At 69.1% G+C, this 21162-nt stretch carries 22 protein-coding genes; 10 read left to right on the top strand and 12 right to left on the bottom strand.

From position 1 onward, the window contains the following. From HV783_RS24880 to HV783_RS24870, 3 genes are all read right to left on the bottom strand, one after another. The coding region (locus tag HV783_RS24880; protein ID WP_175190071.1) for an AAA family ATPase at positions 1-980 on the bottom strand (980 nt) is incomplete at its 3' end. Further along, entirely contained in the window at positions 977-2104 is a 1128-nt protein-coding gene (locus tag HV783_RS24875; protein WP_175190070.1) for a metallophosphoesterase family protein, read from the bottom strand. The genes HV783_RS24875 and HV783_RS24880, both read right to left, overlap by 4 nt. Positions 2105-2284: 180 nt before the next feature. Further along, on the bottom strand, positions 2285-3586 hold the full coding sequence (locus HV783_RS24870; RefSeq protein ID WP_175190069.1) for a D-amino acid dehydrogenase: 1302 nt from the start codon (positions 3584-3586) through the stop codon (positions 2285-2287). Between the two features lie 135 nt (positions 3587-3721). Here HV783_RS24870 and HV783_RS24865 point away from each other — a divergent pair, with 135 nt between their 5' ends. From HV783_RS24865 to HV783_RS24840, 6 genes are all read left to right on the top strand, one after another. Further along, positions 3722-4189: an Lrp/AsnC ligand binding domain-containing protein gene (locus tag HV783_RS24865; RefSeq protein WP_006394672.1), complete on the top strand. Its 468-nt coding sequence runs from the start codon at positions 3722-3724 to the stop codon at positions 4187-4189. 107 nt (positions 4190-4296) lie between these two features. Then, entirely contained in the window at positions 4297-4980 is a 684-nt protein-coding gene (locus HV783_RS24860) for a DUF502 domain-containing protein (RefSeq protein WP_144655078.1), read from the top strand. A gap of 33 nt (positions 4981-5013) precedes the next feature. Then, positions 5014-5238: an RNA-binding S4 domain-containing protein gene (locus tag HV783_RS24855; protein WP_175190068.1), complete on the top strand. Its 225-nt coding sequence runs from the start codon at positions 5014-5016 to the stop codon at positions 5236-5238. Then, a complete protein-coding gene (locus tag HV783_RS24850; RefSeq protein WP_054502704.1) occupies positions 5235-5810 on the top strand; it encodes a restriction endonuclease in 576 nt (191 codons plus the stop codon). The genes HV783_RS24855 and HV783_RS24850 overlap by 4 nt, the downstream gene beginning before the upstream one ends. A gap of 113 nt (positions 5811-5923) precedes the next feature. Continuing rightward, a complete protein-coding gene (locus HV783_RS24845) occupies positions 5924-6316 on the top strand; it encodes a DUF2784 domain-containing protein (protein WP_175190067.1) in 393 nt (130 codons plus the stop codon). 11 nt (positions 6317-6327) lie between these two features. Then, the gene (locus tag HV783_RS24840; protein ID WP_175190066.1) at positions 6328-8241 is read left to right on the top strand and encodes a tetratricopeptide repeat protein; all 1914 of its coding nucleotides are present in this window, start codon (positions 6328-6330) and stop codon (positions 8239-8241) included. Between the two features lie 96 nt (positions 8242-8337). Here HV783_RS24840 and HV783_RS24835 read toward each other — a convergent pair whose 3' ends face one another. Further along, positions 8338-9465: an acyl-CoA dehydrogenase family protein gene (locus HV783_RS24835; RefSeq protein WP_006385295.1), complete on the bottom strand. Its 1128-nt coding sequence runs from the start codon at positions 9463-9465 to the stop codon at positions 8338-8340. A gap of 132 nt (positions 9466-9597) precedes the next feature. Beyond that, entirely contained in the window at positions 9598-10503 is a 906-nt protein-coding gene (locus HV783_RS24830; RefSeq protein ID WP_064528109.1) for a LysR family transcriptional regulator, read from the bottom strand. 134 nt (positions 10504-10637) lie between these two features. Between HV783_RS24830 and HV783_RS24825 the strand changes: the two genes are divergently transcribed. After that, positions 10638-11522 carry an NAD(P)H-binding protein gene (locus HV783_RS24825; protein ID WP_175190065.1) on the top strand — a complete coding sequence of 295 codons (885 nt, stop codon included), beginning with the start codon at positions 10638-10640 and terminating at the stop codon, positions 11520-11522. Here the strand turns inward: HV783_RS24825 and HV783_RS24820 are convergent. Further along, entirely contained in the window at positions 11497-11937 is a 441-nt protein-coding gene (locus HV783_RS24820; protein ID WP_054502709.1) for an Rrf2 family transcriptional regulator, read from the bottom strand. The two genes, HV783_RS24825 and HV783_RS24820, sit on opposite strands and share 26 nt — an antisense overlap. A 93-nt stretch (positions 11938-12030) precedes the next feature. Here HV783_RS24820 and HV783_RS24815 point away from each other — a divergent pair, with 93 nt between their 5' ends. Next, complete coding sequence (locus HV783_RS24815; RefSeq protein ID WP_116793175.1) at positions 12031-12990, top strand: NAD(P)/FAD-dependent oxidoreductase; 960 nt, start codon at positions 12031-12033, stop codon at positions 12988-12990. Between the two features lie 75 nt (positions 12991-13065). On the opposite strand, the gene HV783_RS24810 is transcribed toward HV783_RS24815, so the two are convergent. Both HV783_RS24810 and HV783_RS24805 read right to left on the bottom strand, forming a co-directional pair. Beyond that, complete coding sequence (locus HV783_RS24810; protein ID WP_175190064.1) at positions 13066-14421, bottom strand: hypothetical protein; 1356 nt, start codon at positions 14419-14421, stop codon at positions 13066-13068. Next, complete coding sequence (locus HV783_RS24805) at positions 14418-15053, bottom strand: DUF2971 domain-containing protein (protein WP_254604030.1); 636 nt, start codon at positions 15051-15053, stop codon at positions 14418-14420. The genes HV783_RS24810 and HV783_RS24805 overlap by 4 nt, the downstream gene beginning before the upstream one ends. 90 nt (positions 15054-15143) lie before the next feature. Between HV783_RS24805 and HV783_RS24800 the strand changes: the two genes are divergently transcribed. Then, on the top strand, positions 15144-15596 hold the full coding sequence (locus HV783_RS24800; protein ID WP_175190062.1) for a hypothetical protein: 453 nt from the start codon (positions 15144-15146) through the stop codon (positions 15594-15596). A gap of 68 nt (positions 15597-15664) precedes the next feature. Here the strand turns inward: HV783_RS24800 and HV783_RS24795 are convergent, their stop codons facing one another. Both HV783_RS24795 and HV783_RS24790 read right to left on the bottom strand, forming a co-directional pair. Beyond that, complete coding sequence (locus HV783_RS24795) at positions 15665-16624, bottom strand: alpha/beta hydrolase family protein (RefSeq protein WP_175190061.1); 960 nt, start codon at positions 16622-16624, stop codon at positions 15665-15667. A 61-nt stretch (positions 16625-16685) separates the two neighbouring features. Beyond that, entirely contained in the window at positions 16686-17930 is a 1245-nt protein-coding gene (locus tag HV783_RS24790; RefSeq protein ID WP_175190060.1) for a hypothetical protein, read from the bottom strand. Between the two features lie 158 nt (positions 17931-18088). On the opposite strand from HV783_RS24790, the gene catB reads away from it, so the two are divergent. Then, positions 18089-18739 (top strand): type B chloramphenicol O-acetyltransferase, encoded by a 651-nt coding sequence (gene catB, locus HV783_RS24785; protein WP_064528087.1) that lies wholly within the window; start codon positions 18089-18091, stop codon positions 18737-18739. A gap of 266 nt (positions 18740-19005) precedes the next feature. Here catB and HV783_RS24780 read toward each other — a convergent pair whose 3' ends face one another. Together HV783_RS24780 and HV783_RS24775 are read right to left on the bottom strand one after the other, a co-directional pair. After that, positions 19006-20736, bottom strand: coding sequence for an ABC transporter substrate-binding protein (locus tag HV783_RS24780; RefSeq protein WP_064528079.1), 1731 nt, complete (start codon positions 20734-20736; stop codon positions 19006-19008). Between the two features lie 111 nt (positions 20737-20847). Next, positions 20848-21156: a DUF2160 domain-containing protein gene (locus HV783_RS24775; RefSeq protein ID WP_064528077.1), complete on the bottom strand. Its 309-nt coding sequence runs from the start codon at positions 21154-21156 to the stop codon at positions 20848-20850. Positions 21157-21162 lie beyond the last annotated feature (6 nt).

Raw genomic sequence — 21162 nt, 5'->3', positions numbered from 1 at the left:
AGCGGCTCCTGCGCCTGCTGGACCGCGGCGCGGGCGGCCCGCGCCTGCGCCACCAGGGCCTGCAATTCGGATTCGTCCTGCTGGTCGCGGCGCACCTGTTCCTGCAGCACGGCCAAGGTTTCGGCCGCCTGGCGCTGTTCGCGTTGCAGCCCTTCGAGCGCCTCGCGTTCCTTGGCCACGGCCGCGAGCCGGGCGCGCGCCTCGGCGGCGCGGGCCTCGAAATCCTTCCAGGGCTGGCCGGCCTCGGCGCGCGCGTGTTCGGCGCGCAGCGCCGCCAGCCGGTCGACGTCGGCGTCGAGCTGGGCCTTGGCCTGGGCGCATTGGTCGCGCTCGGCCAGGGCGGCGGCGAGCGCGTCCTCGGCGTCCTTGTAGATGCCCTTGGGGCGGCCGTTGCGCGCATCCAGCAAGGCGGCGCGCTCGGCGGCGACGCGCTCGTAGAGCCGGTCGCCGTCGCCGGAGGCCAGCTCGCCCGACAACTGCGTCAGGGCCTCGCGCAGATGCCCGCCGGCGTGACTAGCGGCGGTTTGCAGGTTCTGGCCGTCGCCCTGCTGGATCCACAGCAGGCCCGGCACGCCGGCCAGGCCGGGCTTGCTCTGGCCGCGCGCGGCCAGTTCGAAGCCCAGCAACGCGGCCAGTGCGTTCTCGGCTTCCTCGCCATCGAGCCGTTGCGCGCCGTCGTCGATCAGCAGTTCGCAGCGGGCCCGCGACAGGAAGTGTTTTTTCAGCAGGTAATCGTGGCCCGCATGGCTGAATGCCAGTTCGACGCCGGGCCGCGCGCCGCTCTCGCCGCGCGGCGCCAGGTCGGACACGGTGCTGGTGCTGTAGCGTTCCAGGAACGCGGCGCGGATGGCCGCGGCCACCGTGCTCTTGCCGGCCTCATTCGGACCGACGAACAGGTTCAGGCCGTCCTGCAAGCCATCCAGCACCAGGGGCTGGCGGAATTTGCGGAATTCTTCCAGGGCGATGCGCGTGAGCTTCATTGCGCGCCTCCCGCCGCCGCGCCTTCGCGCTGGAACCGCAGCAGCAGCCGCAGGGCCTCGCCGGCCACCGCCGCCTGGTCGGGATCGGCCTGCATGGCCTGCAGTTGCGCGGCCACTTCGCCGACGTAGCCGCTCGCGCCCAGTTGCGCCAGGTCGGCCTCGTCGGGTTCGAGCAGCAGGCCGGAGAAGTCCGGCAGCACCGCCCTCGCCTGCGCCGCCGCCTGGTCCACGGCGCGTTGCAGCGCCTCCCAGGTCGGCACGTTGACGTGGCCCTGCAGTTCCAGCCGCAGCACGTCTTCGGCGCGCAGCGCCGCCAGGCGGTCGGCCAACGCCTGGGCGTCGGTCGGCAGGCTCAGGGTTTCGGTCCAGGCGGACCAGCGGTATTTGCCGGTGGCCACGCGTTCGACGCGTGGCGGGGCGCCCGGCGCATCGATGCGCACGTCCAGCGCATAGCCGGGTTCGTTGCCGCGAAAGCGGTCTTGCTCGGGCGTGCCAGCGTACCAGGTGCGTTCGTCGATGGCCAGGCAGCCGTGCCAATCGCCGAGCGCCAGGTAGTCGAGCCGCGCGCGGGCGGCGCGGTCGGGCGCGATGGGGTTGGTGGAGTCGATGGCGTCGGGCAGGCGGCCGGCGACACTGCCATGGGCCAGGCCCACGCGGACGCGGCCGGGTTCGGATTCCAGCGCGTCGAAGGCCTGGGTGACGTCGTCGTAGGTATGGCGCTGGGTCAGCGGCGCGGCCAGCACCGCGAGGTTCTGCGCTGGCAGGTCGACCACGCCAGTACGCAACGGCACCCGCACGTTGGGCGGGATGCAGCCCAGTTGCGCGGCGCGGCTCCAGACGCTGTCGGCCAACGCCGCGTCGTGGTTGCCGGCGATCATGACCCACGGCCCGGCGTAGGCGGCCAGCGCGGCGAACAGGCGGCGGATGGTGCGGTCGGACACCGCCTGGGTGTCGAACACGTCGCCGGCCACCAGCACCGCGTCGACCTGGCGCTCGGCGGCAAGCGCGGCGATGCGCGCGACGACATCGAAGCGGGCCTCGGCCAGCAAGGCGGCGTCATCGGTTTCGAACTGGCCGTACTGACGGCCGATCTGCCAATCGGCGGTATGCAGGAAATGGGTCATGCCGCCGATTGTAGAGGCCGGCGTCGATTCCCTGTGGCGTCAACGGGCCTGCAAGTGTCGCGGCAATGTTGCGCCGCGCCCGCTGGAACAACGGCCCGGCCGGCATCGTGCGCCGGGCGGGCCGTCGGGACGCCGGCTTGTGCCGGCGCCGGAGGCAAGGATGCGGGCAACAGGCCGGAATCAGGCGCCCTTGCCGCCCAGCACCAGCGGCCGCTCGGCCGAGGCCTGGCGGTCGTAGCGCGACAGCGCCAGGCCGTCGGTGCGGATCTGCGGCCGCTGGCCCAGCACCTGGTCGGCCACCAGCTTGCCGGAGCCGCAGGCCATGGTCCAGCCCAGCGTGCCGTGGCCGGTGTTCAGGAACAGGTTGCCGTAGCGGGTCGGGCCGACCACGGGCGTGCTGTCCGGCGTCATGGGGCGCAGGCCGGTCCAGAACTCGGCGCGGGCCACGTCGCCGCTGCCGGGGAACAGATCGTTGACCACCAGTTCCAGCGTCTTGCGGCGCGCGTCCTTCAGGCGCAGGTCGAAGCCCGACAGCTCGGCCATGCCGCCGACGCGGATCCGGTCGTCAAAGCGGGTGACGGCGATCTTGTAGGTCTCGTCCAGAATGGTGGAGACCGGCGCGGCGGCCTCGTCCTTCATGGGGATGGTGAGCGAATAGCCCTTGACCGGGTACACCGGCAGGTCCAGGCCGAGCGGCTCCAGGAAGCCGCGGGTGTAGCTGCCGAAGGCGGCGACGTAGCGGTCGGCCGTCAGCACCTCGTTGCCGACACGCACGCCGGTCACCTGCCCGCCGGCGGTGTTCAGGCCCGTGACGGACTGGTTATAGCGGAACTCCACGCCCAGCGCCGCAGCCATTGCGGCCAGGCGGGTGGTGAACAGGCGGCAGTCGCCGGTCTCGTCGTTGGGCAGGCGCAGGCCGCCGGCCAGCTTGTGCAGCGAGCGCGCCAGCGCCGGCTCGGCGCTCACCAGGCGGTTGCAGTCCAGCAGCTCGTAGGGCACGCCGACCTCTTCCAGCACCGCGATGTCGCGGCGCGCGGCTTCCATCTGGGCCTCGGTGCGGAACAACTGCAGCGTGCCGCGGGTGCGCTCTTCATAATGGATGCCGGTGTCGGCGCGCAGCTCGCGCAGGCAGTCGCGGCTGTATTCGGCAAGGCGCAGCATGCGTTCCTTGTTGACCGCGTAGCGCTCGGCCGAACAGTTGGCCAGCATCGCCGCCATCCACTTGAGCTGGTACAGGCTGCCGTCCAGGCGGATCGCCAGCGGCGCGTGCTTCTTGAACAGCCACTTGATGGCCTTCAGCGGAATGCCGGGTGCGGCCCAAGGCGTGGAATAGCCCGGCGACACCTGGCCGGCGTTGGCGTAGCTGGTCTCCTGGGCGGCGCCGGGCTGGCGGTCCAGCACCGTCACTTTGGCCCCCTGGCGGGCCAGGTAATAGGCCGTAGTGGTGCCGATGACGCCGCTGCCGAGGACGATGACGTGCATGATTCGTTCCGAAGTTTGGATTTGGTCAGGAATTTCGGTAGTCTATGAGCCTCATCGCAGTGAAAATCACTGAAGATTTTCATTCGGCAGTGGTTTTTCCCGGCCAAGCTCCTTTTTTCGACCGCCAGAAGTGAAATGCGCGATCTCGATCGTATCGACCTGAAAATCCTGGATATCCTGCAGCGGGAAGGCCGTATTTCCGTCACGGAACTGGCCGAGCGCGTCAGCCTGTCGGCCACGCCCTGCTCCGACCGCGTCAAGCGCATGGAGCGCGAAGGCGTGATCTCCGGTTACCATGCGCGCGTCAACCCGGCGGCGCTCGGCAAGAACCTGCTGGTGTTCCTGGAGATCAAGCTTTCGGCCAAGTCGGGCGACGTGTTCGACAAGGTCAAGAAAGAGCTGCTGTATGTGCCCGAGGTCATGGAGTGCCACCTGGTGTCGGGCGACTTCGACTACCTGGTCAAGGCCCGCCTGACCGAGATGAATGAATACCGCCGTCTGCTCGGCGAGATCCTCAAGCGCCTGCCCGCGTCGGCCGAATCGCGCAGCTATGTGGTGATGGAGGAGATCAAGGAGACGCTGTATCTGCCCGTCGACCGGTAGCAATTCCCGCGTCTTGTTACCGGACTTTGCGCCGCCTGCTGCTATGCTTTCGGCCCTTCCGGTCCGCGCGGCGTAGGACCCGACCCCGATTTCCTGGCTTCATGACTATGACCCGTCTCTACAAGTACTTCTTCCGCGGCCTGATCACCGTGCTGCCGCTGGCGCTGACGATCTACCTGCTCTACATCTTCCTGGCCTGGACCGAGGCGGTGGCGCTGACCTTCCTGCGCCCGTTCATCGGCGGCTTCTATTTTCCGGGCCTGGGGCTGCTGCTGGGCATCCTGGGCATCCTGGCGATCGGCTACCTGGTGTCCAAGGAGCGCGTCAAGCGCGTGATGGCGCTGCTGGAAATGCCGTTCACCAACCTGCCGGTGGTCAAGAGCATCTACTCGTCGCTCAAGAGCTTCGCCGACTACTTCTCGCCCAGCTCCAAGGCCACCGCCCAGCAGGTCGTGATCCTGCGCATCCCGGGCCAGCAACTGGAGCTGGTCGGCCTGGTGACGCGCCGCAACCTGGACGGCCTGCCGGAAGGCTTCACGCAGGGCGACCGCGTGGCGGTGTACCTGCCGATGGGCTATATGATCGGGGGCTATACCGTATTCGTGCCGCAGGAATGGGTGCAGCCGATCCAGATGTCGGTCGAGGAAGCCATGCGCTCGTCGCTGATCGCCTGGATGGCGCGCGCAGAAGCCCCCAGCGACCGCCCCGTGGCGCCCGCCGACGTGCCCCCGGCGCCCCCCGCGCCGCCGGCCCCGCCCGTTGGCGGCAACGCCCCCGGCGGCCAGGCCTGACCGCCCGATCCCCATTCAACGCCCGTCCGTGCCATGCCCATCATCGAATTCACGCTTGCCGAAGGCAGCGCCTTTATTGAAGTCAACCAGTTGCTCAAGGCCACCGGCGTCTGCGACAGCGGCGGCGCCGGCAAGATGCTGGTGGCCGAAGGCCACGTGAGCGTGGGCGGCGTGGTCGAAACGCGCAAGACGGCCAAGATCCGTCCCGGCCAGATCGTCACCTGCGGCGACGTGCGTATCGTGGTGCGCGCGTCATGAAGTTCAAGATGTCGCAGAACTCCATCTTCGCGGTGCTGCTGCGCTCGCCGTGGTGGATGAGCGCCGGCGTGGCGCTGCTGCTGTCGGTGGGTGGATTCGCCGCGCTGCCGCTGGAGTATGCGGCCATGGGCGTGTTCGCCGCCGTGCCGTTCGCGGTAATCGCCATCATGGCGGCCTACAAGCAATTGCGCGCGCCGTCGGGCGCCCGCGTCGAGGCCGTGGCGCAGGCCGCCGCGGCCATGTCGTGGCAGCAGTTCGCCGCCACGGTCGAGGCCGGTTTTCGCCGCGATGGCTGCGAGGTCGAACGGCTGCAAGGCCCCGGCGCCGATTTCGCCTTGGCCAAGGACGGCCACGTCGCCATGGTCAGCGCCAAGCGCTGGAAGGCCGCGCGGGTCGGCGTCGAGCCGCTGCGCGAACTGCAGGCGGCGCGCGAGAAGCGCGGCGCGCGCGAAGCCATCTACATTGCGTTGGGCGAGGTGTCCGACAACGCCCTGCAATACGCCCGCGCCGAGGGCGTGTCGCTGATGACCGCGCCGGAACTGGCCAAGTTGCTGCGCGACCTGAAACCCTGACGACCGGCGCCGGCGCCATCCGCGCCCGGCGCCCCTTCCGCCCGTCGCCACGAACGCGTCGTGTCGGCCCCGTCGCCCCGGCGACAGCGGATGCCCACCAGAGGAATGCCCGCATGATCCCTCGCCTGCTGGCCGACGCCGTCCTGATCATTCACGGCCTGTTCGTCGCCTTCGTGGTGTTCGGCGGCCTGCTGGCGCTTTGGCGCTGGCGCCTGGCCTACCTGCACCTGCCGGCGCTGGCCTGGGGCGCGATGGTCGTCGGCATGGGCTGGATCTGCCCGCTGACGCCGCTGGAAGTCTCGCTGCGCCAGCAGGCGGGCCAGCAAGGCTATGCCGGCGGCTTCATCGAGCATTACGTCCTGGCGCTGATCTACCCGGACGGCCTGACGCGCGGCGTCCAGGTCGCGCTGGCGCTGCTGCTGGTCGCCGGCAACCTCGTCATCTACACCCTCTGGGCGCGTCGCCGCCTTGCCCGCCGCGTCCGCGCGGCGGGCGCCCGAACCTAGGAACCGACCCGATGAGCTTTCTGAAGAAACTGCTCGGCAAGCAAGCCGCTCCCGCCGACGCCGCCGCGCACGCCGATCAGCCCGCGCCGCAGCCCGCCGACGCGGCGGCCTCTGACACACAGGCGCCGCAGGACGCCGACATGATTCGCGCCTACGACGCCTACGGCCGCGAGATCTTCGTGCCGCGCGACCAGTGGCGCGACAACGTGCTGGCCGGCGCCATCGAGCGCCACTGGGACGACCCCGACTCGCTCGCCGGCCTGATCATCCAGTCGCTCGGCGACGGCTTCATCGATGAAATGGTCAGGCCCGCCGACCGCCTGGTCGAACTGCAACCCGGCGCCGAGCGCGGCGTGGTGCTGCAGGCCATCGTCTACATGAAGACCGGCCGGCTCGACGACGCCGAACGGGTGCTGCGCGATTTCATGGCCGCGCACGGCGAGACCGGCATCGTCCTGACCAACCTGGCCAAGATCCAGGACGAGCGCGGCGACGAGGCCGGCGCCCTGGCCACGCTGTGGCATGCGCTGGAGCTGGATCCCAACCAGGACAACGGCCTGGGCTGGTACGAGGCGATCCACCGCGAACACGGCGGCGACGCCGCCGGCGTGGCCGCCATGCGCAAGGTCGCCGCCCTGCCCGGGAGCTGGCGCGCGCAACTGTGGCTGGCGCACGGTGAACTGGGCGCGCACAACCTGTCCGGCGCGCTCGCCATGTATGAAGAATCGCTCGCCCGCGCCGGCACGCCCGCGCCCGCCGACCTGCTGGCGCAGATGAGCGGCGACCTGGGCAACGCCGGCGCGATCGAGCCGATCGTGCAACTGGCCGGGCCGCGCTTCGAGGCCGCCCACCACGGCATCCAGGTCGGCAACAACCTGATCCGCGCCTACGTCGAACTGGGCCGCCACGACGAGGCCCGCGCCATACTCGACCAGCTCTACGCGCAGCAGCGCCCCGACTGGAAGGACAACCTGGGCTATTGGGACACCGAACTGGCGCGCGCCGCGCTGGGTGACGGCGCCACCGAACCGGCGCAGATGCGGCTGGCGATGCTGCTGGGCCGCGGCCCGGTCTGGCTGACGCCCGATTCGCCCGCGGCGGCGCTGTTCACGCCGGTGACGCCCGACCGTCCGCTGGTGTCGTTCCTGGGCGGTTCGGCCGAGATCGGCGACGCGCCCGAAGGCGCCGAGCGGCAACTGGCCGACGCCACCGGCCGCCTGAGCCGCGCGCTGCCGCTGTACTTCAACGAACAACTGGCGCTGCGCTGCGGCCTGCGCACGCAGACGCTGGTGCCGTGGCTGACCGAGCCGCATCCCGGCTTCCTGCTGAGCGGCGCGGCCTGGGACGACACCGACGCCATCGGCTACGCGCAGCAATGCGAGGCGCAGAGCGATTACGTGGTGATCTCGCACCTGGTCACCGTGGCCGAGCCGTGGCGCGCCGAGGTGCGCCTGGTGCGCACCGAGGACGCCGAGTGCATCGGCGCGTTGTCGGCCGAATTCCCGATGGCCGATCCGACCGCCGCGATCCAGCGCCTGACCGAGGAACTGGTGGCGCTGGTCGGCCGCGCCACCGCGCAGGCGCCGCTGGCGGCGCCCGCCAACTACACGGTGCCGGACGGCGCCGCCTTCCCGTACTACCTGTTGCGCCTGGAACAGTTGCTGGCCGTGCGCTGCAACGGCGCCGACCCGGACCAGCCGGGCCAGCTCAATGGCGAACGCGAGATCATTGACGGCAACCTGCGCCAGTGCCTGGACTTCCCGCAAAGTGTCAACGCCCGCCTGCTGCTGGCGCAGACGGTGCGCGCCATGAAGAAGGTGCGGCCGGATGTGGCGGGCGAGTTCGAGGAAAAGATCGCGCGGCTGCAACGTGAACAGCCGCTGGCGGCGCCGGCGCAGGCCGCCGTGCAGGCCTTGTTGGACTGAGCTCCCGGCAGGCCCTGCCGGCGCGCAGCGTCAACCATGCCGCCGGCGCCCGCGGGCCGCCCGCCTCGGCGGCCCCCGCTCGCGCGTCGCGCCGTCCTACAAAGCGCGCGCGATCACCAGCCGCTGGATGTCGCTGGTGCCTTCGTAGATCTGGCACACGCGCACATCGCGGTAGATGCGTTCCACCGGGAAGTCGGCCAGGTAGCCGTAGCCGCCCAGCGTCTGGATGGCGGCCGAGCAGACCTTCTCGGCCATCTCGGAGGCGAACAGCTTGGCCATCGAGGCCTCGGTCAGCGCCGGCCTGCCGGCCTCGCGCAGCGCCGCCGCGTGCAGCACCATCTGCCGCGCGGCGTGGATCTGCGTGGCCATGTCGGCCAGCCGGAACGACACCGCCTGGTGCTCCATGATGGGCTTGCCGAAGGCCTGGCGGTCGCGCGCATAGTCGCGCGCGCATTCGAACGCCGCGCGCGCCATGCCGACCGACTGCGAGGCGATGCCGATGCGGCCGCCCTCCAGGTTCGACAGCGCGATCTTGTAGCCCTCGCCCTCCTCGCCCAGCCGCCACGCGGCGGGAATGCGCATATCCTCGAAGGCGATCTGGCAGGTGTCGGACAGGTGTTGGCCGAGCTTGTCCTCGACCCGCACCACCTGGTAGCCCGGGGTGTCGGTCGGCACGATGAACGCCGAGATGCCGCGCTTGCCGGCCTGCGGATCGGTCACCGCGAACACGATCACCAGTTGGCCCGTGCGGCCCGAGGTGATGAACTGCTTGGCGCCATTGAGCACGTAGTGGTCGCCGTCGCGCACCGCGCGGGTGCGCAGGCTGCTGGCGTCGGAGCCGGCCTGCGGCTCGGTCAGGGCGAAACCGCCGATGGCCGCGCCCGTGGCCAGCGGCCGCAGGAACTGGTCTTTCTGCGCGTCGCTGCCGTACTTCAGGATCGGCATGCAGGCGACCGAGTTGTGCACGCTCATGATGGTCGAGCAGGCGCCATTGCCCGCCGCGATCTCCTCGAGCGCCACGGCGTACGACAGGTAGCCGCTGGCGTTGCCGTCCCATTCCTCCGGCACCAGCATGCCGAAGAATCCCAGGTCGGCCATCTCGCGGATGGCGTCGGCCGGATAGTGGTGTTCGCGGTCCCAGCGCTCGGAATTGGGCGCCAGGCGTTCCTGGGCGAAACGGCGCGCCATGTCCTGGACGCTGAGCTGTTCTTCGGTCAATAGCATGTTCGATGTCTCCTGGTCGGGCAGTGCCGAACTGGCGCGGATGGCCGCCGTCCGTGTTCTCTTGCGCGGGCCGGCGCCCGGGATGCGGGGCGGGCTCGCCTGCGAGGATACACCGGCGGCCGGTGGCGTGCCCTACCCCGCGGGATCGTCCAGGATGCCGACCACGAACTCGATGAACGCGCGCACCTTGGCAGCGGGCAGATGGCGGGAAGGATACAGCGCGTAGAGGGCGTAGCGGTCACCGACATAGTCCGGCAATAACTCGACCAGCTCGCCTTTGCGGATCAGTTCACGCACGCCGCTGGCCTTGAAACGGGCGATGCCCGCGCCCGCCAGGCACGCGCCCAGCATCGTCCAGCCATCGGACAGGTGCAATTGACCCGAGGTCTGTACTTGTGTGGTCCGGCCGTTCTTGCGGTACGACCACGCCAACGGCTGGCCGGTCATGGGACTGCGCATCTGGATGCAGGCATGACGCGCCAGATCGGCCGGCGTCGCGGGCGCGCCATGCTTGCGCACATAGGACGGCGCGGCCACGGTCAGCGAACGGGTATCGAGCAGCTTGCGCGATACCAGCGAGGAAGACGGCGGCTCGCCGAAGCGGATCGCCACATCGAAGCCCTCGGACACCAGGTCTCCCAATTGCTCGCGCGTGGCCAGATCGAGCGTCAGCTCGGGATGCGCCTGCAGAAACCGCCCCACGTGGGGCGCCAAGATCAGACGGGCGAAAAAGGCATCGGCGTTGACGCGCAGGCGACCCTTGACCGCCACCGACGCGCCGCTGGCGCTGTCGATCGCTTCGCCGATGCCGGCGACGAGCGGATTGATCTGTTCGTACAGCCGACGCCCCTCTTCGGTCAGCGCCACCGCCCGCGTGGTGCGGTCCAGCAGTCGCACGCCAACGCCGGCCTCCAGCCGGCTCACGGCGCGGCTGACCCCGGAGGCCGTGATTCCGAGCGTTTGCGCCGCGCGCGCGAAGCTGCCGCTTTCCACCACGGCGGCCAATACGCCGATATTCGCCAATATGCGGCCATCCATCGAGACATTCCAGATAAGTGAGCAAACGTCATGAATGTTATGACTGAATTGCCATTCTCTCAATGATCGCCAGCGCCTACGATGCGTTCCGGCGTGATCGATCCGCATCCCGCCCCCCACCTGGAGAGAATCCCATGTATGCCATTACCGGAATCAGCGGCAAGGTCGGCGGCGCGCTCGCCGCCTCTTTGCTGCAAGCGGGCCTGCCCGTGCGCGCCGTGCTGCGCAACCCTGCCAACGCCGCCGCCTGGATCGCCCGCGGCTGCGACGTGGCCATCGCCGACATGACCGATGCCGACGCCTTGGCGCGCGCCTTCGCCGGGGCCGACGGGGTATTCATCCTGCCGCCGTCCGAATTCGATCCGAGGCCCGGCTTTCCCGAGGCCCGCGCCGTCATCGACGCGGTCACCTCCGCCATTGCGCTGGGCCAACCCGCCAAGGTCGTATGCCTGTCGACCATCGGCGCCCAGTCCGACCAGCAGAACCTGCTGACCCAGCGCACCCTGATGGAACAGGCGCTGCGCCGCCTGCCATTGCCGGTGACGCTGCTGCGCCCGGGCTGGTTCATGGAGAACCTGGCCTGGGATGTCGCCAGCGCCCGCGACCAGGGCGTCATCGACTCGTACCTGCAACCGCTGGAGCGCGCCATTCCGATGGTGGCCACGGCCGACGTCGGCCGGGTCGGCGCGCAACTGCTGCGGGAAGACTGGACCGGCCTGCGTGTGGTGGAACTGGAGGGCCCGCAACGGGTCAGTCCGCTCAATGCCGCCCGGGCCTTTGCCGAAGTGCTGGGCCGGTCGGTGGCCGTCCGCGCCGTGCCGCGCGAGCGCTGGGGCGCGCTGTTCACGGCCCAGGGCATGCGCGATCCGATCCCCCGCATTCAGATGCTGGACGGCTTCAATGAAGGGTGGATCGACTTCGAAGGTCCGCGCGACCGGATCATCAAGGGCCAGGTCGCCCTGGTGGACGTGGTGCGCGCGCTGACGACCGCCGTCAGCCGCAATGGGGATGCTGCTTGAGCCGTTCCTGGAAGTCCCGCGCCAACTGATCCATGCGGATGGTCGCGAAGCGTTCCAGCAGCAGCCGGCGCGACTCGGCCATCGCGCCTTCCAGCCCGGCGTTGACGGCCTGCTCCACCAGGCACTTCGGTTCGCTCTGGTCCAGCCCGAGCGCGAAGATCGGCGGCTCGCCCAGCGCCTGGTAGACGTCCAGCAGCGTCAGCTCGGACAACGGGCGCGTCAGCACCCAGCCGCCGCCGTGGCCCTTTTCCGATTGCACGTAGCCGCGATCGCGCAGGCCGGACATCATGCGCCGCACCACCACGGGATTGGTGCTCAGCATCTTGCCGATGGTCTCGGAAGTCAGCGGCGCGTCCTGCTCCGCCATGTGCAGCAGCACGTGCAGCATGCGGGACAGGCGGTTATCACTGCGCATGGAAAGACTCCTGGTTCATGGTTTGAAACATTATAAGTTGCATGACCGGGCGGGATCGCCGTATCATGCAACTTTTAAAGTATCGAGATAGCGATGAAGCCCGAAAAACTGCCCCCCTGCTACGACGCCATCATCATCGGCGGCAGCTTCGCCGGCCTGTCGGCCGCGATGCAGTTGGCCCGTGCCCGCCGCCGCATCGCGCTGGTGGATGCCGGCCTGCCACGCAACCGCTTTGCCGCGCATTCGCACGGGTTCCTGGGCCAGGACGGCAAGACGCCGGCCGAGATCGTCGCCGTTGGACGCGCCCAACTGGGCGCCTACCGCACCGTGGACTTCATCGACGGCGCCGCCGCCAGCGCCGCCGGCGAATCGGGCCGCTTCCTCGTCACCATGGAAGATGGCCGCGAACTGCGCGGCGCACGCCTGATCCTGGCCATCGGCGTGCGCGACGAACTCCCCGCGCTGCCGGGCCTGCGGGAACGCTGGGGCCGGACGGTGCTGCACTGCCCCTACTGCCATGGCTATGAAGTGGCCGACCAGCCGCTGGGCGTGCTGGCCGCCCACCCCATGTCCTCGCACCAGGCCGCGCTGCTGCCCGACTGGGGCCCCACCACCTACTTCACCCAGGGCGAGTTCGAGCCCGATGCCGAGCAGGCCGCGCTGCTGACCGCCCGTGGCGTGCGCATCGAGCGCACCCCGGTGACGCAGTTGCTCGGCCCGGCGCCGCGCATCGACGCGGTGCAGTTGGCCGATGGCCGCCGCCTGCTGGTCAATGCGCTGTTCGTCGCCAGCCGCGTGCACATGGCCAGCCCGCTGGCAATGCAGCTGGGCTGCGCCTTCGACGAGGGCTTGCTGGGGCCTTACCTGCGGGTCGACGATTTCAAGCAGACCACGGTGCCGGGCGTGTACGCCGCGGGCGATGCCAGCCTGCAGATGGGCAATGCCACGCTGGCCAGCGCCTCGGGCGTGATGGCTGGGATCGGCGTACACCAGTCGCTGGTGCGCGATGACCCCGTCAAGTGCTGGCGCGCGCAGGCCAGCCGGCCGGTGTAGGCATGCGCGCGGTCCGCGTCGCGTACGCAGTGAAAGGCGCGGCGGGGATCCCCGCTGATGCCGGCGGCGCGACGTTCAGGTGCATTGCCACAGATGTGCGCTGACGCGGCAGTGGCCGCACCAGAAGCTGTAGTTGCAGCCGCCGCTGCCCCACATCCAGTCGCCGCCGTCCGCCTGCGGCAGGTCGGAATCGAGCTGCATCGCGAACGACATGCGCCGGTCGCAATCCGGACAGGCGGGGTAGTCCGCCGACTGCACCCAGCTGGGCGGGCCGCCGACACGGCTCAGGTTCTGGCGGCCGTTGGAATCGCCCCAGTCCTGCCAGGCCCAGCGCGCCGGGGCCTGGAACAGGGCCACGTCGGCCTCGCGCAGCGGTTCGGCGGGAAACTCCGGCGTCACCGGCTCGGCCCGGCGCTGCGACGGATGCGCTTGCGGCGCGCCGCCGCCGTCGTGTTGGAAGAAGAGGATCGGGCCGTCCTGTTCCCACCCCTGGCACGACAGGCAGGTGGCCAGCGTCAGCGGTGTGGCGCAATCGATACCGGCCACCTCGGGGCGCGGCAAGGTCAACAGGCGATGCAAGGGTCCATGGCACAGGCCGCAGGCGGCCGCGAGCGTGCCACCCATGCGGCCCGCCGTCACGGTGGCCATCGGCGACGCGGGATCCGGCGCCGGCGAACCCCAGGTGGGATGCAGGCGCTGGATCTCGCGCCGCCACGCGGGTTGCGAGGCCGTCATCTGCTTGCGTTGCGCCGCGTCGAAACGGATGTGCAGGGGCTGCTCGCCATGCAGCGCGCGCGCCTGGCCGTCGTCGTCGGCATAGCCCACTTCCATCAGCCAATAGATGGCGTCGGGATCCACGCCTCCCCCGAAGCCCTGGCGCCACGCGCGCAACACCGTCCGCGGCTGGCGCGAGTGCAACAGGGCGCGGGCGCGCAGTTGGTCCGGGGAATCCGCTTCGATCGTCGGCGGCAGTTGCGCCAGCCACGCCCGCGCCGTCTCGGCGTCCAGCGCGCGCCACGCCCGGTCGATATTGAAACGCGGGCCGCCCGCGCCGGCTTCCGCCATGGCCAGCAGCGCCGGCCAGTGGCCCGCGAACAGCTGCGGCCATTGCAGCGCGGCTGAATCCAGCACTTCCGCCACGCCTTCCGAGGCCGGCCCGCGCAGCGCCCGCTGCCACGCCTGCCGCAACGTGGCGGCATAGGTGGCGTCGTCCATCAGGTCGAGCGCGGCGTCGATGAAGGTGGCGTGCTTGAGCCCGCGATCCAGGAACCGCGTGACCAGTTCCCCCAGCGCCGCCGGGTCATCGCGGCGCAGCCGCAACACCTGGCCCATGGGGTCGTTGTTCGTCCAGCCCAGCCGCTCAAAGGCGTCGACGATCTGCGCCGGCGACAGCGCGGCCTGCGCGGCCGTCTTGTCGTTGCCGTCCGTCATGCCGGCTCCTTGCGGCCCGCGCTGGCGAACTTCTTCCAATCCTCGTTCTCGACCAGCGTCGAGCGGAACACGCGCAGCTTCTCGCAGCCCTTGATCGCCTTCAGCGCCTTCTTGACCTGATCGCATACGGTGGCCGGCAGCCACGGGCTGAGCGTGACGCGCTTGATGGTCGCGGGCGCCACCGGAATGCGCAGCACCGGCGTGTCGCGCGTCCTGCGGCAGACGAACAGGCGGAACTCCTTTTCGTCGCGGAACGCGTGGCGCTTGAGGAACGGCAGGTCGGCCTCGACGGGCGGCTGCTCGCGCAGCGACTTGATCGTGCGGTACTGCACCGCTTCGGCCCGCAGGTCGGGCACGGCTTTGACCTGCTCGATCAGCTTTTCCTTGTCGAACTCGATGCAGACCCCGCCGCTGCCGTGGGAGAACACGCGCCAGTGGTGATAGGTCTCGGAGGCCTCGGCCAGGCACAGCGCATAGATGCCGAGCAGGCGCTTGGCGCGGGCGTATTCCTCGATGTAGAACGAGTCGTTGCGGTCGTCCCACGCCTTCGGATTGAGCAGCGCCAATTCGCCCGTCTGCAGGTAGTCGATCAGGTAGGGAAGCTCGGTGTATCTGCGCAACGAGGTGGCCAAGGCGGTGCTCCGGTGTGTACCCAGCCGCCAGTCTACCCGCATCGCCGCCGGCACGACGTTACACTGGCCCCTTGGCAAAAAGGAGACTCCATGCAGCAGAACAATGGTGAAGGAAGGCAAGCTCCCCGGCGTCACGCGCCTACCAGTCAGCGGTTCTGGTACATCGTCCTGGCGGGCACGCTGGTCACCCTCAGCTATGACCTCATGCCGCTGCTGCGCGGGCAGCTCTCGCCCCTGCTCAAGCTGATCATTCCCGGGCTGCTGCTGGCCGGGCTGTACCGTGGCAGCGAATGGGCGCGATGGCTGCTGATGGTATCGTTGCTGGGCTTTGGCGTGCTGGTCATGTACCTGACGACCTCGCTGATGCCCTACTCGATCGACATCTGGCTGCACCGCTTTGTGTGCAGTGCCGCCATGATCGCGACGGGGCTGTACCTGGCGCTGGCCAGGAAGGACTTCCAGCGCTATTGCTGCTACGTGGCGTTTCGCGACGGCCCCAAGGCCGCGGCCAGGAAGCGGGCCGCCGCCGACGCCCGCCGCTAGCGCCCGGCACGCCAGGGCGCATCGACCGTCAACCGCTCACGCCGGCAGGCCGGCGCTTCCCGGCGCGTTCAGCGCAACGCGGTCTTGAAGAACGCGACCACCGCCGCGTTGAAGTCACGGTGCCACGCCGCGCGGTCGAAACCCGGCGCGTCGCGGCAGATCGCCGGCCCGGCCTCGGCCTGCGCGGCCGAGCACGGCGCCAGGAACGCGAAGTGCCCGGCGCCAGCCACCGGGCGGAACTCGGATGCCGGCAACCCCTCGCGCACCGCCTCGACACTGGCCGGCGTGACGCCGTCGCCGCCCCGCTCCGAGGCCCACAACTGCACCGGCATCGACACCGCCTTGAGCGCATCCGCGCCGAACGCGTTGAGCGGGTCGGCGATGACCAGCGCCTTGATGCGCGCATCCTTCACATAGGGTTGCGCTGGCACCTTGCCGTCGCGGATGTCGCGGCACATCGGCAGTGACGGTTCGTCGCCGCAGAGCGCCAGGCCATGCGTGAAATCGGGCGTCGCGCCGGCCAGCACCAGGCCGGTGTAGCCGCCGCGCGAAAAGCCGAAGAAACCCACCGCGCCGTCCAGTTGCGCCCGCTGCGGCCAGGCGCCGGCCAGGTAGTCGATCAGCCGCTTGATCTCGCGCGGCCGGGTCGAGAAGATCGACAGATAGCCCTGGCGCGAGCGGTCCACCGCGTTGTCGCCGACATGGTTGATCGCCGCCACCACGAAGCCGGCGTCCGCCAGCGCCGCGGCGGTGTCGTGATGGCCCAGGTACGAGCCGGCCGATCCGTGCGACATGACGATGAGGGGCTTGCGCCCGTCGGTCATCGGACAGTCCGGCGTCGCCGCGAGGGTGACGCGGCCGATGGCCACTTCCCTTGGCGGCGCGGCGCACGGATACCAGATGCCGCCCTGCAGGGCCGGGCCGTTCATGTCCATCGGCAGGTTCAGGCGCTGGAACCCCGCGGCGTGAACGCCGCCCCCGAAGGCGAACGACAGGACGAGGCAGCAGCGCAGGAAGGTCTTGAACATGGAATCGCAAGGAAATGGCGGCTTCGCGCCGCCGCGCCGGCCACCCAAAAAGAATTTCATCCTAAACCTCCTCGATCACCGCCGTGGGCGCGAACGGCGTGCCCAGCCCCAGCGCGCGATAGATGCGCTCCAGGATGCGCTGGCGCCGCGTCGGCCTGCCCATGCGCCAGCGCGTGTCCAGGATCAGCAGCGGCAAGGCGACGCAAAGCCAGGCCACCAGCAGAAACACGAACGCCACCGCGGCCAGTTCGGGCGCCGTCTCGCGACTCGACGGCGAATCGGAGGAGGACAGCACCGCCACCACCACCAGCCAGCTCACCAGGAGCAGGATCGCCAGCAAAGACAGCATCGGCACGCGCTGCCTCAGGCCCACGCCCACGGGCGCGATGTCGGTGAAGGCGGCGCGGAAATAGTGGTGGCAGACATAGACGCGGCCGTCTTCCAGGTTGCGCAGGCCGTAGACCAGTTGCTCGGGCCCCGCGCCGGCGATCTGGCCGGCATAGGCGGCCACCTCCACCTGGTCGCCTTCGGCCAGGAACGGCAGCGCGTCGCCGAAATTCTCGGCGACGTACATGATGAAGCGGCGCGCGCCCACCTGAAAGCGATAGACGCCATAACTGGGCGCGGTGCGGACCGACGGCCTGGACTCGTGCGTCAGCGACGCCAGGACGCCGCGTATCAGCAGGATCTTGGGCGACGCGTCGGCGATCAGCGTCTCGCCCTCGCCTTGCGGGTGCGAGACGGACGCCTGCGCCGTCGGCGCGACGTGCCGCACGGGGGTCTGCAGCAAGTCGCGGTACAACGCTTCGCTGCGCAGGATCGCCGCCCGATGCCGGCGGTTGTCCCACAGGCCGTAGAGCGAGTAGCCAGCCAGCAGCACGGCAACCAGTGCCACCGTCAGCGCCAGCACAAGCAACAGCACCTGCGCGAACGACGACAGGTCCAGCAGGCTGGCGCCGGCGCCGGCCACCGCGGCCACGGCCAGGCTGATGCCGATGCCGCGCCATCCCCGGCGGCGCTGATCGACGTAATAGCGCGGCGGGATGCCCCGGCCCTGCCCCGCGTTCAACCAGGAAAAATGACGCAATCCCCGAGGGCCGCCTTCGAGCACGCCGACGCGCACCGGCGTGGCCTGTTGCCGCAAGCCCTGCAGCGTGCGGATATCGGCCGGGTCGTCGAAGGTGCCGTTGACCGCCACGCCGTTGACCCGGAACCACACCTGGCCGCGGACGAAAGGCACCGCGACCCGCATCGCGTCGATGCGGCCTTCGACCGTTGCGGCCACCGTGTTCGTGCGTCTGGACATGCGCGCTGACGGGCCGCAACGCGGGCGGCCAATGTTGGAAAGCGCCCAGCATACCGCAAGCCGCGGCGGGCTCGGGAATGTGCGATCATCGACGGTTGCGAGCCGCTCCGCCAGCCGCCGCGACACCACGCGGGCCGGAGCCGGCCACCGAGACCGCCATGACCAATCACTTCGAAAGCCCCTTCAAAGGCAAGCTGCTCTCCGACGACGTCACCAACAGGAACATCAAGGTCGGCCGCTACAGCTACTATTCCGGCTACTACCACGGCCATTCGTTCGACGACTGCGCGCGCTACCTCATGCCGGACCGCGACGACGTGGATCAACTGATCATCGGCAGCTTCTGCTCCATCGGCTCGGGCGCCGCCTTCATCATGGCGGGCAACCAGGGCCATCGGTACGACTGGGCGTCGTCGTTCCCGTTCTTCTACATGAGCGAAGTGCCGGCGTTCGCGCAAGCACGCGACGCGTTCCAGAAGGCCGGCGACACCGTCATCGGCAACGACGTCTGGATCGGTTCCGAAGCCATGATCATGCCCGGCATCACGATCGGGCACGGCGCCGTGATCGGCAGCCGCGCCCTCGTCACCCGGGACGTGGAGCCCTACACGATCGTCGGCGGCAATCCCGCCAAGCCGATCAGGAAGCGCTTTGCCGATGACGATATCGCCTTGCTATTGGAAATGCAGTGGTGGGACTGGCCCGAGGACAGGCTGGCCGGCGCCATGCCCCTGCTGTGCTCGGGCGATATCAAGGGCCTGCACCGGTATTGGCGCGACGGCGTCACAACGGCGCCGCGGCCGGCATGAAGCCGCCGCCGCGGATCACGTGCAGCCATCGAGGGCGGCGGCCGGGGCCGTGGCCTTCCAGAGCCATTCCGCCAGCGGCCCGCCGGTGAATGCCGCGCCCGGGCTGCCCATCAACAGGGCCGGCAGGCCGAACGCCTTCGGCCAACAGCAGCGGGTGGCCAGGCGATGCGGACAGAACGCGGATGAGGGGATTACGCTTCTGCAATGAAAAAGCGCCACGGGCGACCCGTGGCGCTTCGAACCGCGCCAGGCAGACGCCCGGAGCCTTACCGCACCTTCCCTTCCTTCCAGGCTTCCAGCAGCTTCTCGTACGCCACCGTTTCGCCCTTGGGCTTTTCATTGCCCAGCTTCTTCCACGGCGCATGCTGATCCGACAGCCACTTGTTCGGATCGCCCTTGGCGTTCAGCTTGGGCGCGCATTGCGCCATGCCGGCCCGCTCCAGCCGCGCCATCACCTGGTCCATTTCGTTGGCCAGGTTGTCCATCGCGGCCTGCGGCGTCTTTTCGCCGGTGACGGCGGTGGCGACGTTCTTCCACCACAGTTGCGCCAGCTTGGGATAGTCGGGCACGTTGTTGCCGGTCGGCGTCCAGGCCACCCGCGCCGGGCTGCGGTAGAACTCGATCAGGCCGCCGTAGTTGGCCGCGTTCTTGCTGAAGTAGTCGCTGTGGATGTCGCTGTCGCGGATGAAGGTCAGGCCGGTGATCGACTTCTTCAGCGACACCGTCTTGGCCGTGACGAACTGGGCGTAGAGCCAGGCGGCGGCCATCTTGTCGGGGTTGGTGGACTTGAAGAACGTCCACGAGCCCACGTCCTGGTAGCCGTTCTGCATGCCGTCCTTCCAGTACGGACCGTACGGCGACGGCGCCATGCGCCATTTGGGCGTGCCGTCCTCGTTGACCACCGGCAGGCCCTTCTTGGTCATGTCGGCGGTGAAGGCCGTGTACCAGAAGATCTGCTGCGCGATCTGGCCCTGGGCCGGCACCGGGCCGGATTCCGAGAACGTCATGCCCATGGCCTGCTGCGGCGCGTACTTCTTCATCCAGTCGACGTACTTGGTCAGCGCATAGACCGCGGCCGGACTGTTGGTGGCGCCGCCGCGCGCCACCGAGGCGCCCACCGGCGTGCACTTGTCGTCGGCCACGCGGATGCCCCACTCGTCCACCGGCATGCCGTTGGGCAGGCCCTTGTCGGCGGCGCCGGCCATCGACAGCCACGCGTCGGTGAAGCGCCAGCCCAGCGACGGGTCCTTCTTGCCGTAGTCCATGTGGCCATAGACCTTCTTGCCGTCGATCTCCTTGACGTCGTTTGAGAAGAAGTCGGCGATGTCCTCGTAGGCGGACCAGTTGGTCGGCACGCCCAGCTCGTAGCCGTACTTGGCCTTGAACTTGTCCTTCAGGTCCTGGCGCGCGAACCAGTCGGCGCGGAACCAGTAGACGTTGGCGAACTGCTGGTCGGGCAGCTGGTACAGCTTGCCGTCCGGCGCGGTGGTGAACTTGGTGCCGATGAAGTCCTTCAGGTCCAGGCCCGGATTGGTCCATTCCTTGCCGGCGCCGGCCATGTAGTCGGACAGCGGCAGGATGGCGCCGTAGCGGTAGTGGGTGCCGATCAGGTCGGAGTCGGAGATCCAGCCATCGTAGATGGACTTGCCCGACTGCATCGAGGTCTGCAGCTTCTCGACCACGTCGCCTTCCTGGATCAGGTCGTGGTTGACCTTGATGCCGGTGATCTCGGTGAAGGCCTTGGCCAGCACCTTGGACTCGTACTCGTGGGTGGTGATGGTTTCCGACACCACGTTGATTTCATTGACGCCCTTGGCCTTGAGCTTGGCGGCGGTCTCGATGAACCACTTCATCTCGGCCATCTGCTGGTCCTTGGACAGGGTCGACGGCTGGAATTCCGAATCGACCCACTTCTTCGCCTCCGGCTCGCCGGCCCAGGCCCCTGACGTACCGATCAGGGCGATGGCGGCCGCCATGGCGTGCATGCGCAATTTCATGACCTGTCTCCTCGATAAGTCCTCCCCTGGGGTGCTGCGGACTTCTGGCCGGGGAAGACACTGGCCGATCGTCCTTCCAAACCGCTGATATCGCGCGGGGTCTGCGCCCCGTCAGCCTTTCCTCATGATGAAGGCCAGCAGCAGCATGGACAGCACGAAGCTGATCCACACCGATGGCGGCTCATCCAGCGAAAACCATTCCACCGCCTTCTGCCCGAACCCCAGGAACGCCAGGTTGAGCCAGGCCGCGGCCATCAGGCCGATGAAGAGGCGGTCGCCCCGGGTCGTGCGCAGCGGCAGGAAGCCCTTGCGCTCGACCGTGGGCGATTTCAGTTCCCAGATCGTCATGCCGACCAGCATCAGCACGATGCAGGAGAAGAACACGGCGACGGGGGTGGTCCATACCATCCAGCTCAACATGTGGCG

It is taken from the genome of Achromobacter dolens (assembly GCF_902859745.1).
In the GTDB taxonomy this organism is placed as follows: Bacteria; Pseudomonadota; Gammaproteobacteria; order Burkholderiales; family Burkholderiaceae_B; genus Achromobacter; species Achromobacter dolens.
The sequence above is the reverse complement of the archived record's forward strand: the minus strand, read 5'-3'. Positions and strand labels throughout refer to the sequence as shown.

Bases quoted from the DNA above. Each gene is read 5' to 3' on its own strand.
- HV783_RS24875 (WP_175190070.1), bottom strand. From the start codon at position 2,104: ATGACCCATTTCCTGCATACCGCCGATTGGCAGATCGGCCGTCAGTAC.
- HV783_RS24870 (WP_175190069.1), bottom strand. From the start codon at position 3,586: ATGCACGTCATCGTCCTCGGCAGCGGCGTCATCGGCACCACTACGGCC.
- HV783_RS24865 (WP_006394672.1), top strand. From the start codon at position 3,722: ATGCGCGATCTCGATCGTATCGACCTGAAAATCCTGGATATCCTGCAG.
- HV783_RS24860 (WP_144655078.1), top strand. From the start codon at position 4,297: ATGACCCGTCTCTACAAGTACTTCTTCCGCGGCCTGATCACCGTGCTG.
- HV783_RS24855 (WP_175190068.1), top strand. From the start codon at position 5,014: ATGCCCATCATCGAATTCACGCTTGCCGAAGGCAGCGCCTTTATTGAA.
- HV783_RS24850 (WP_054502704.1), top strand. From the start codon at position 5,235: ATGAAGTTCAAGATGTCGCAGAACTCCATCTTCGCGGTGCTGCTGCGC.
- HV783_RS24845 (WP_175190067.1), top strand. From the start codon at position 5,924: ATGATCCCTCGCCTGCTGGCCGACGCCGTCCTGATCATTCACGGCCTG.
- HV783_RS24840 (WP_175190066.1), top strand. From the start codon at position 6,328: ATGAGCTTTCTGAAGAAACTGCTCGGCAAGCAAGCCGCTCCCGCCGAC.
- HV783_RS24835 (WP_006385295.1), bottom strand. From the start codon at position 9,465: ATGCTATTGACCGAAGAACAGCTCAGCGTCCAGGACATGGCGCGCCGT.
- HV783_RS24830 (WP_064528109.1), bottom strand. From the start codon at position 10,503: ATGGATGGCCGCATATTGGCGAATATCGGCGTATTGGCCGCCGTGGTG.
- HV783_RS24825 (WP_175190065.1), top strand. From the start codon at position 10,638: ATGTATGCCATTACCGGAATCAGCGGCAAGGTCGGCGGCGCGCTCGCC.
- HV783_RS24820 (WP_054502709.1), bottom strand. From the start codon at position 11,937: ATGCGCAGTGATAACCGCCTGTCCCGCATGCTGCACGTGCTGCTGCAC.
- HV783_RS24815 (WP_116793175.1), top strand. From the start codon at position 12,031: ATGAAGCCCGAAAAACTGCCCCCCTGCTACGACGCCATCATCATCGGC.
- HV783_RS24810 (WP_175190064.1), bottom strand. From the start codon at position 14,421: ATGACGGACGGCAACGACAAGACGGCCGCGCAGGCCGCGCTGTCGCCG.
- HV783_RS24800 (WP_175190062.1), top strand. From the start codon at position 15,144: ATGCAGCAGAACAATGGTGAAGGAAGGCAAGCTCCCCGGCGTCACGCG.
- HV783_RS24795 (WP_175190061.1), bottom strand. From the start codon at position 16,624: ATGTTCAAGACCTTCCTGCGCTGCTGCCTCGTCCTGTCGTTCGCCTTC.
- HV783_RS24790 (WP_175190060.1), bottom strand. From the start codon at position 17,930: ATGTCCAGACGCACGAACACGGTGGCCGCAACGGTCGAAGGCCGCATC.
- catB (WP_064528087.1), top strand. From the start codon at position 18,089: ATGACCAATCACTTCGAAAGCCCCTTCAAAGGCAAGCTGCTCTCCGAC.
- HV783_RS24780 (WP_064528079.1), bottom strand. From the start codon at position 20,736: ATGAAATTGCGCATGCACGCCATGGCGGCCGCCATCGCCCTGATCGGT.
- HV783_RS24775 (WP_064528077.1), bottom strand. From the start codon at position 21,156: ATGTTGAGCTGGATGGTATGGACCACCCCCGTCGCCGTGTTCTTCTCC.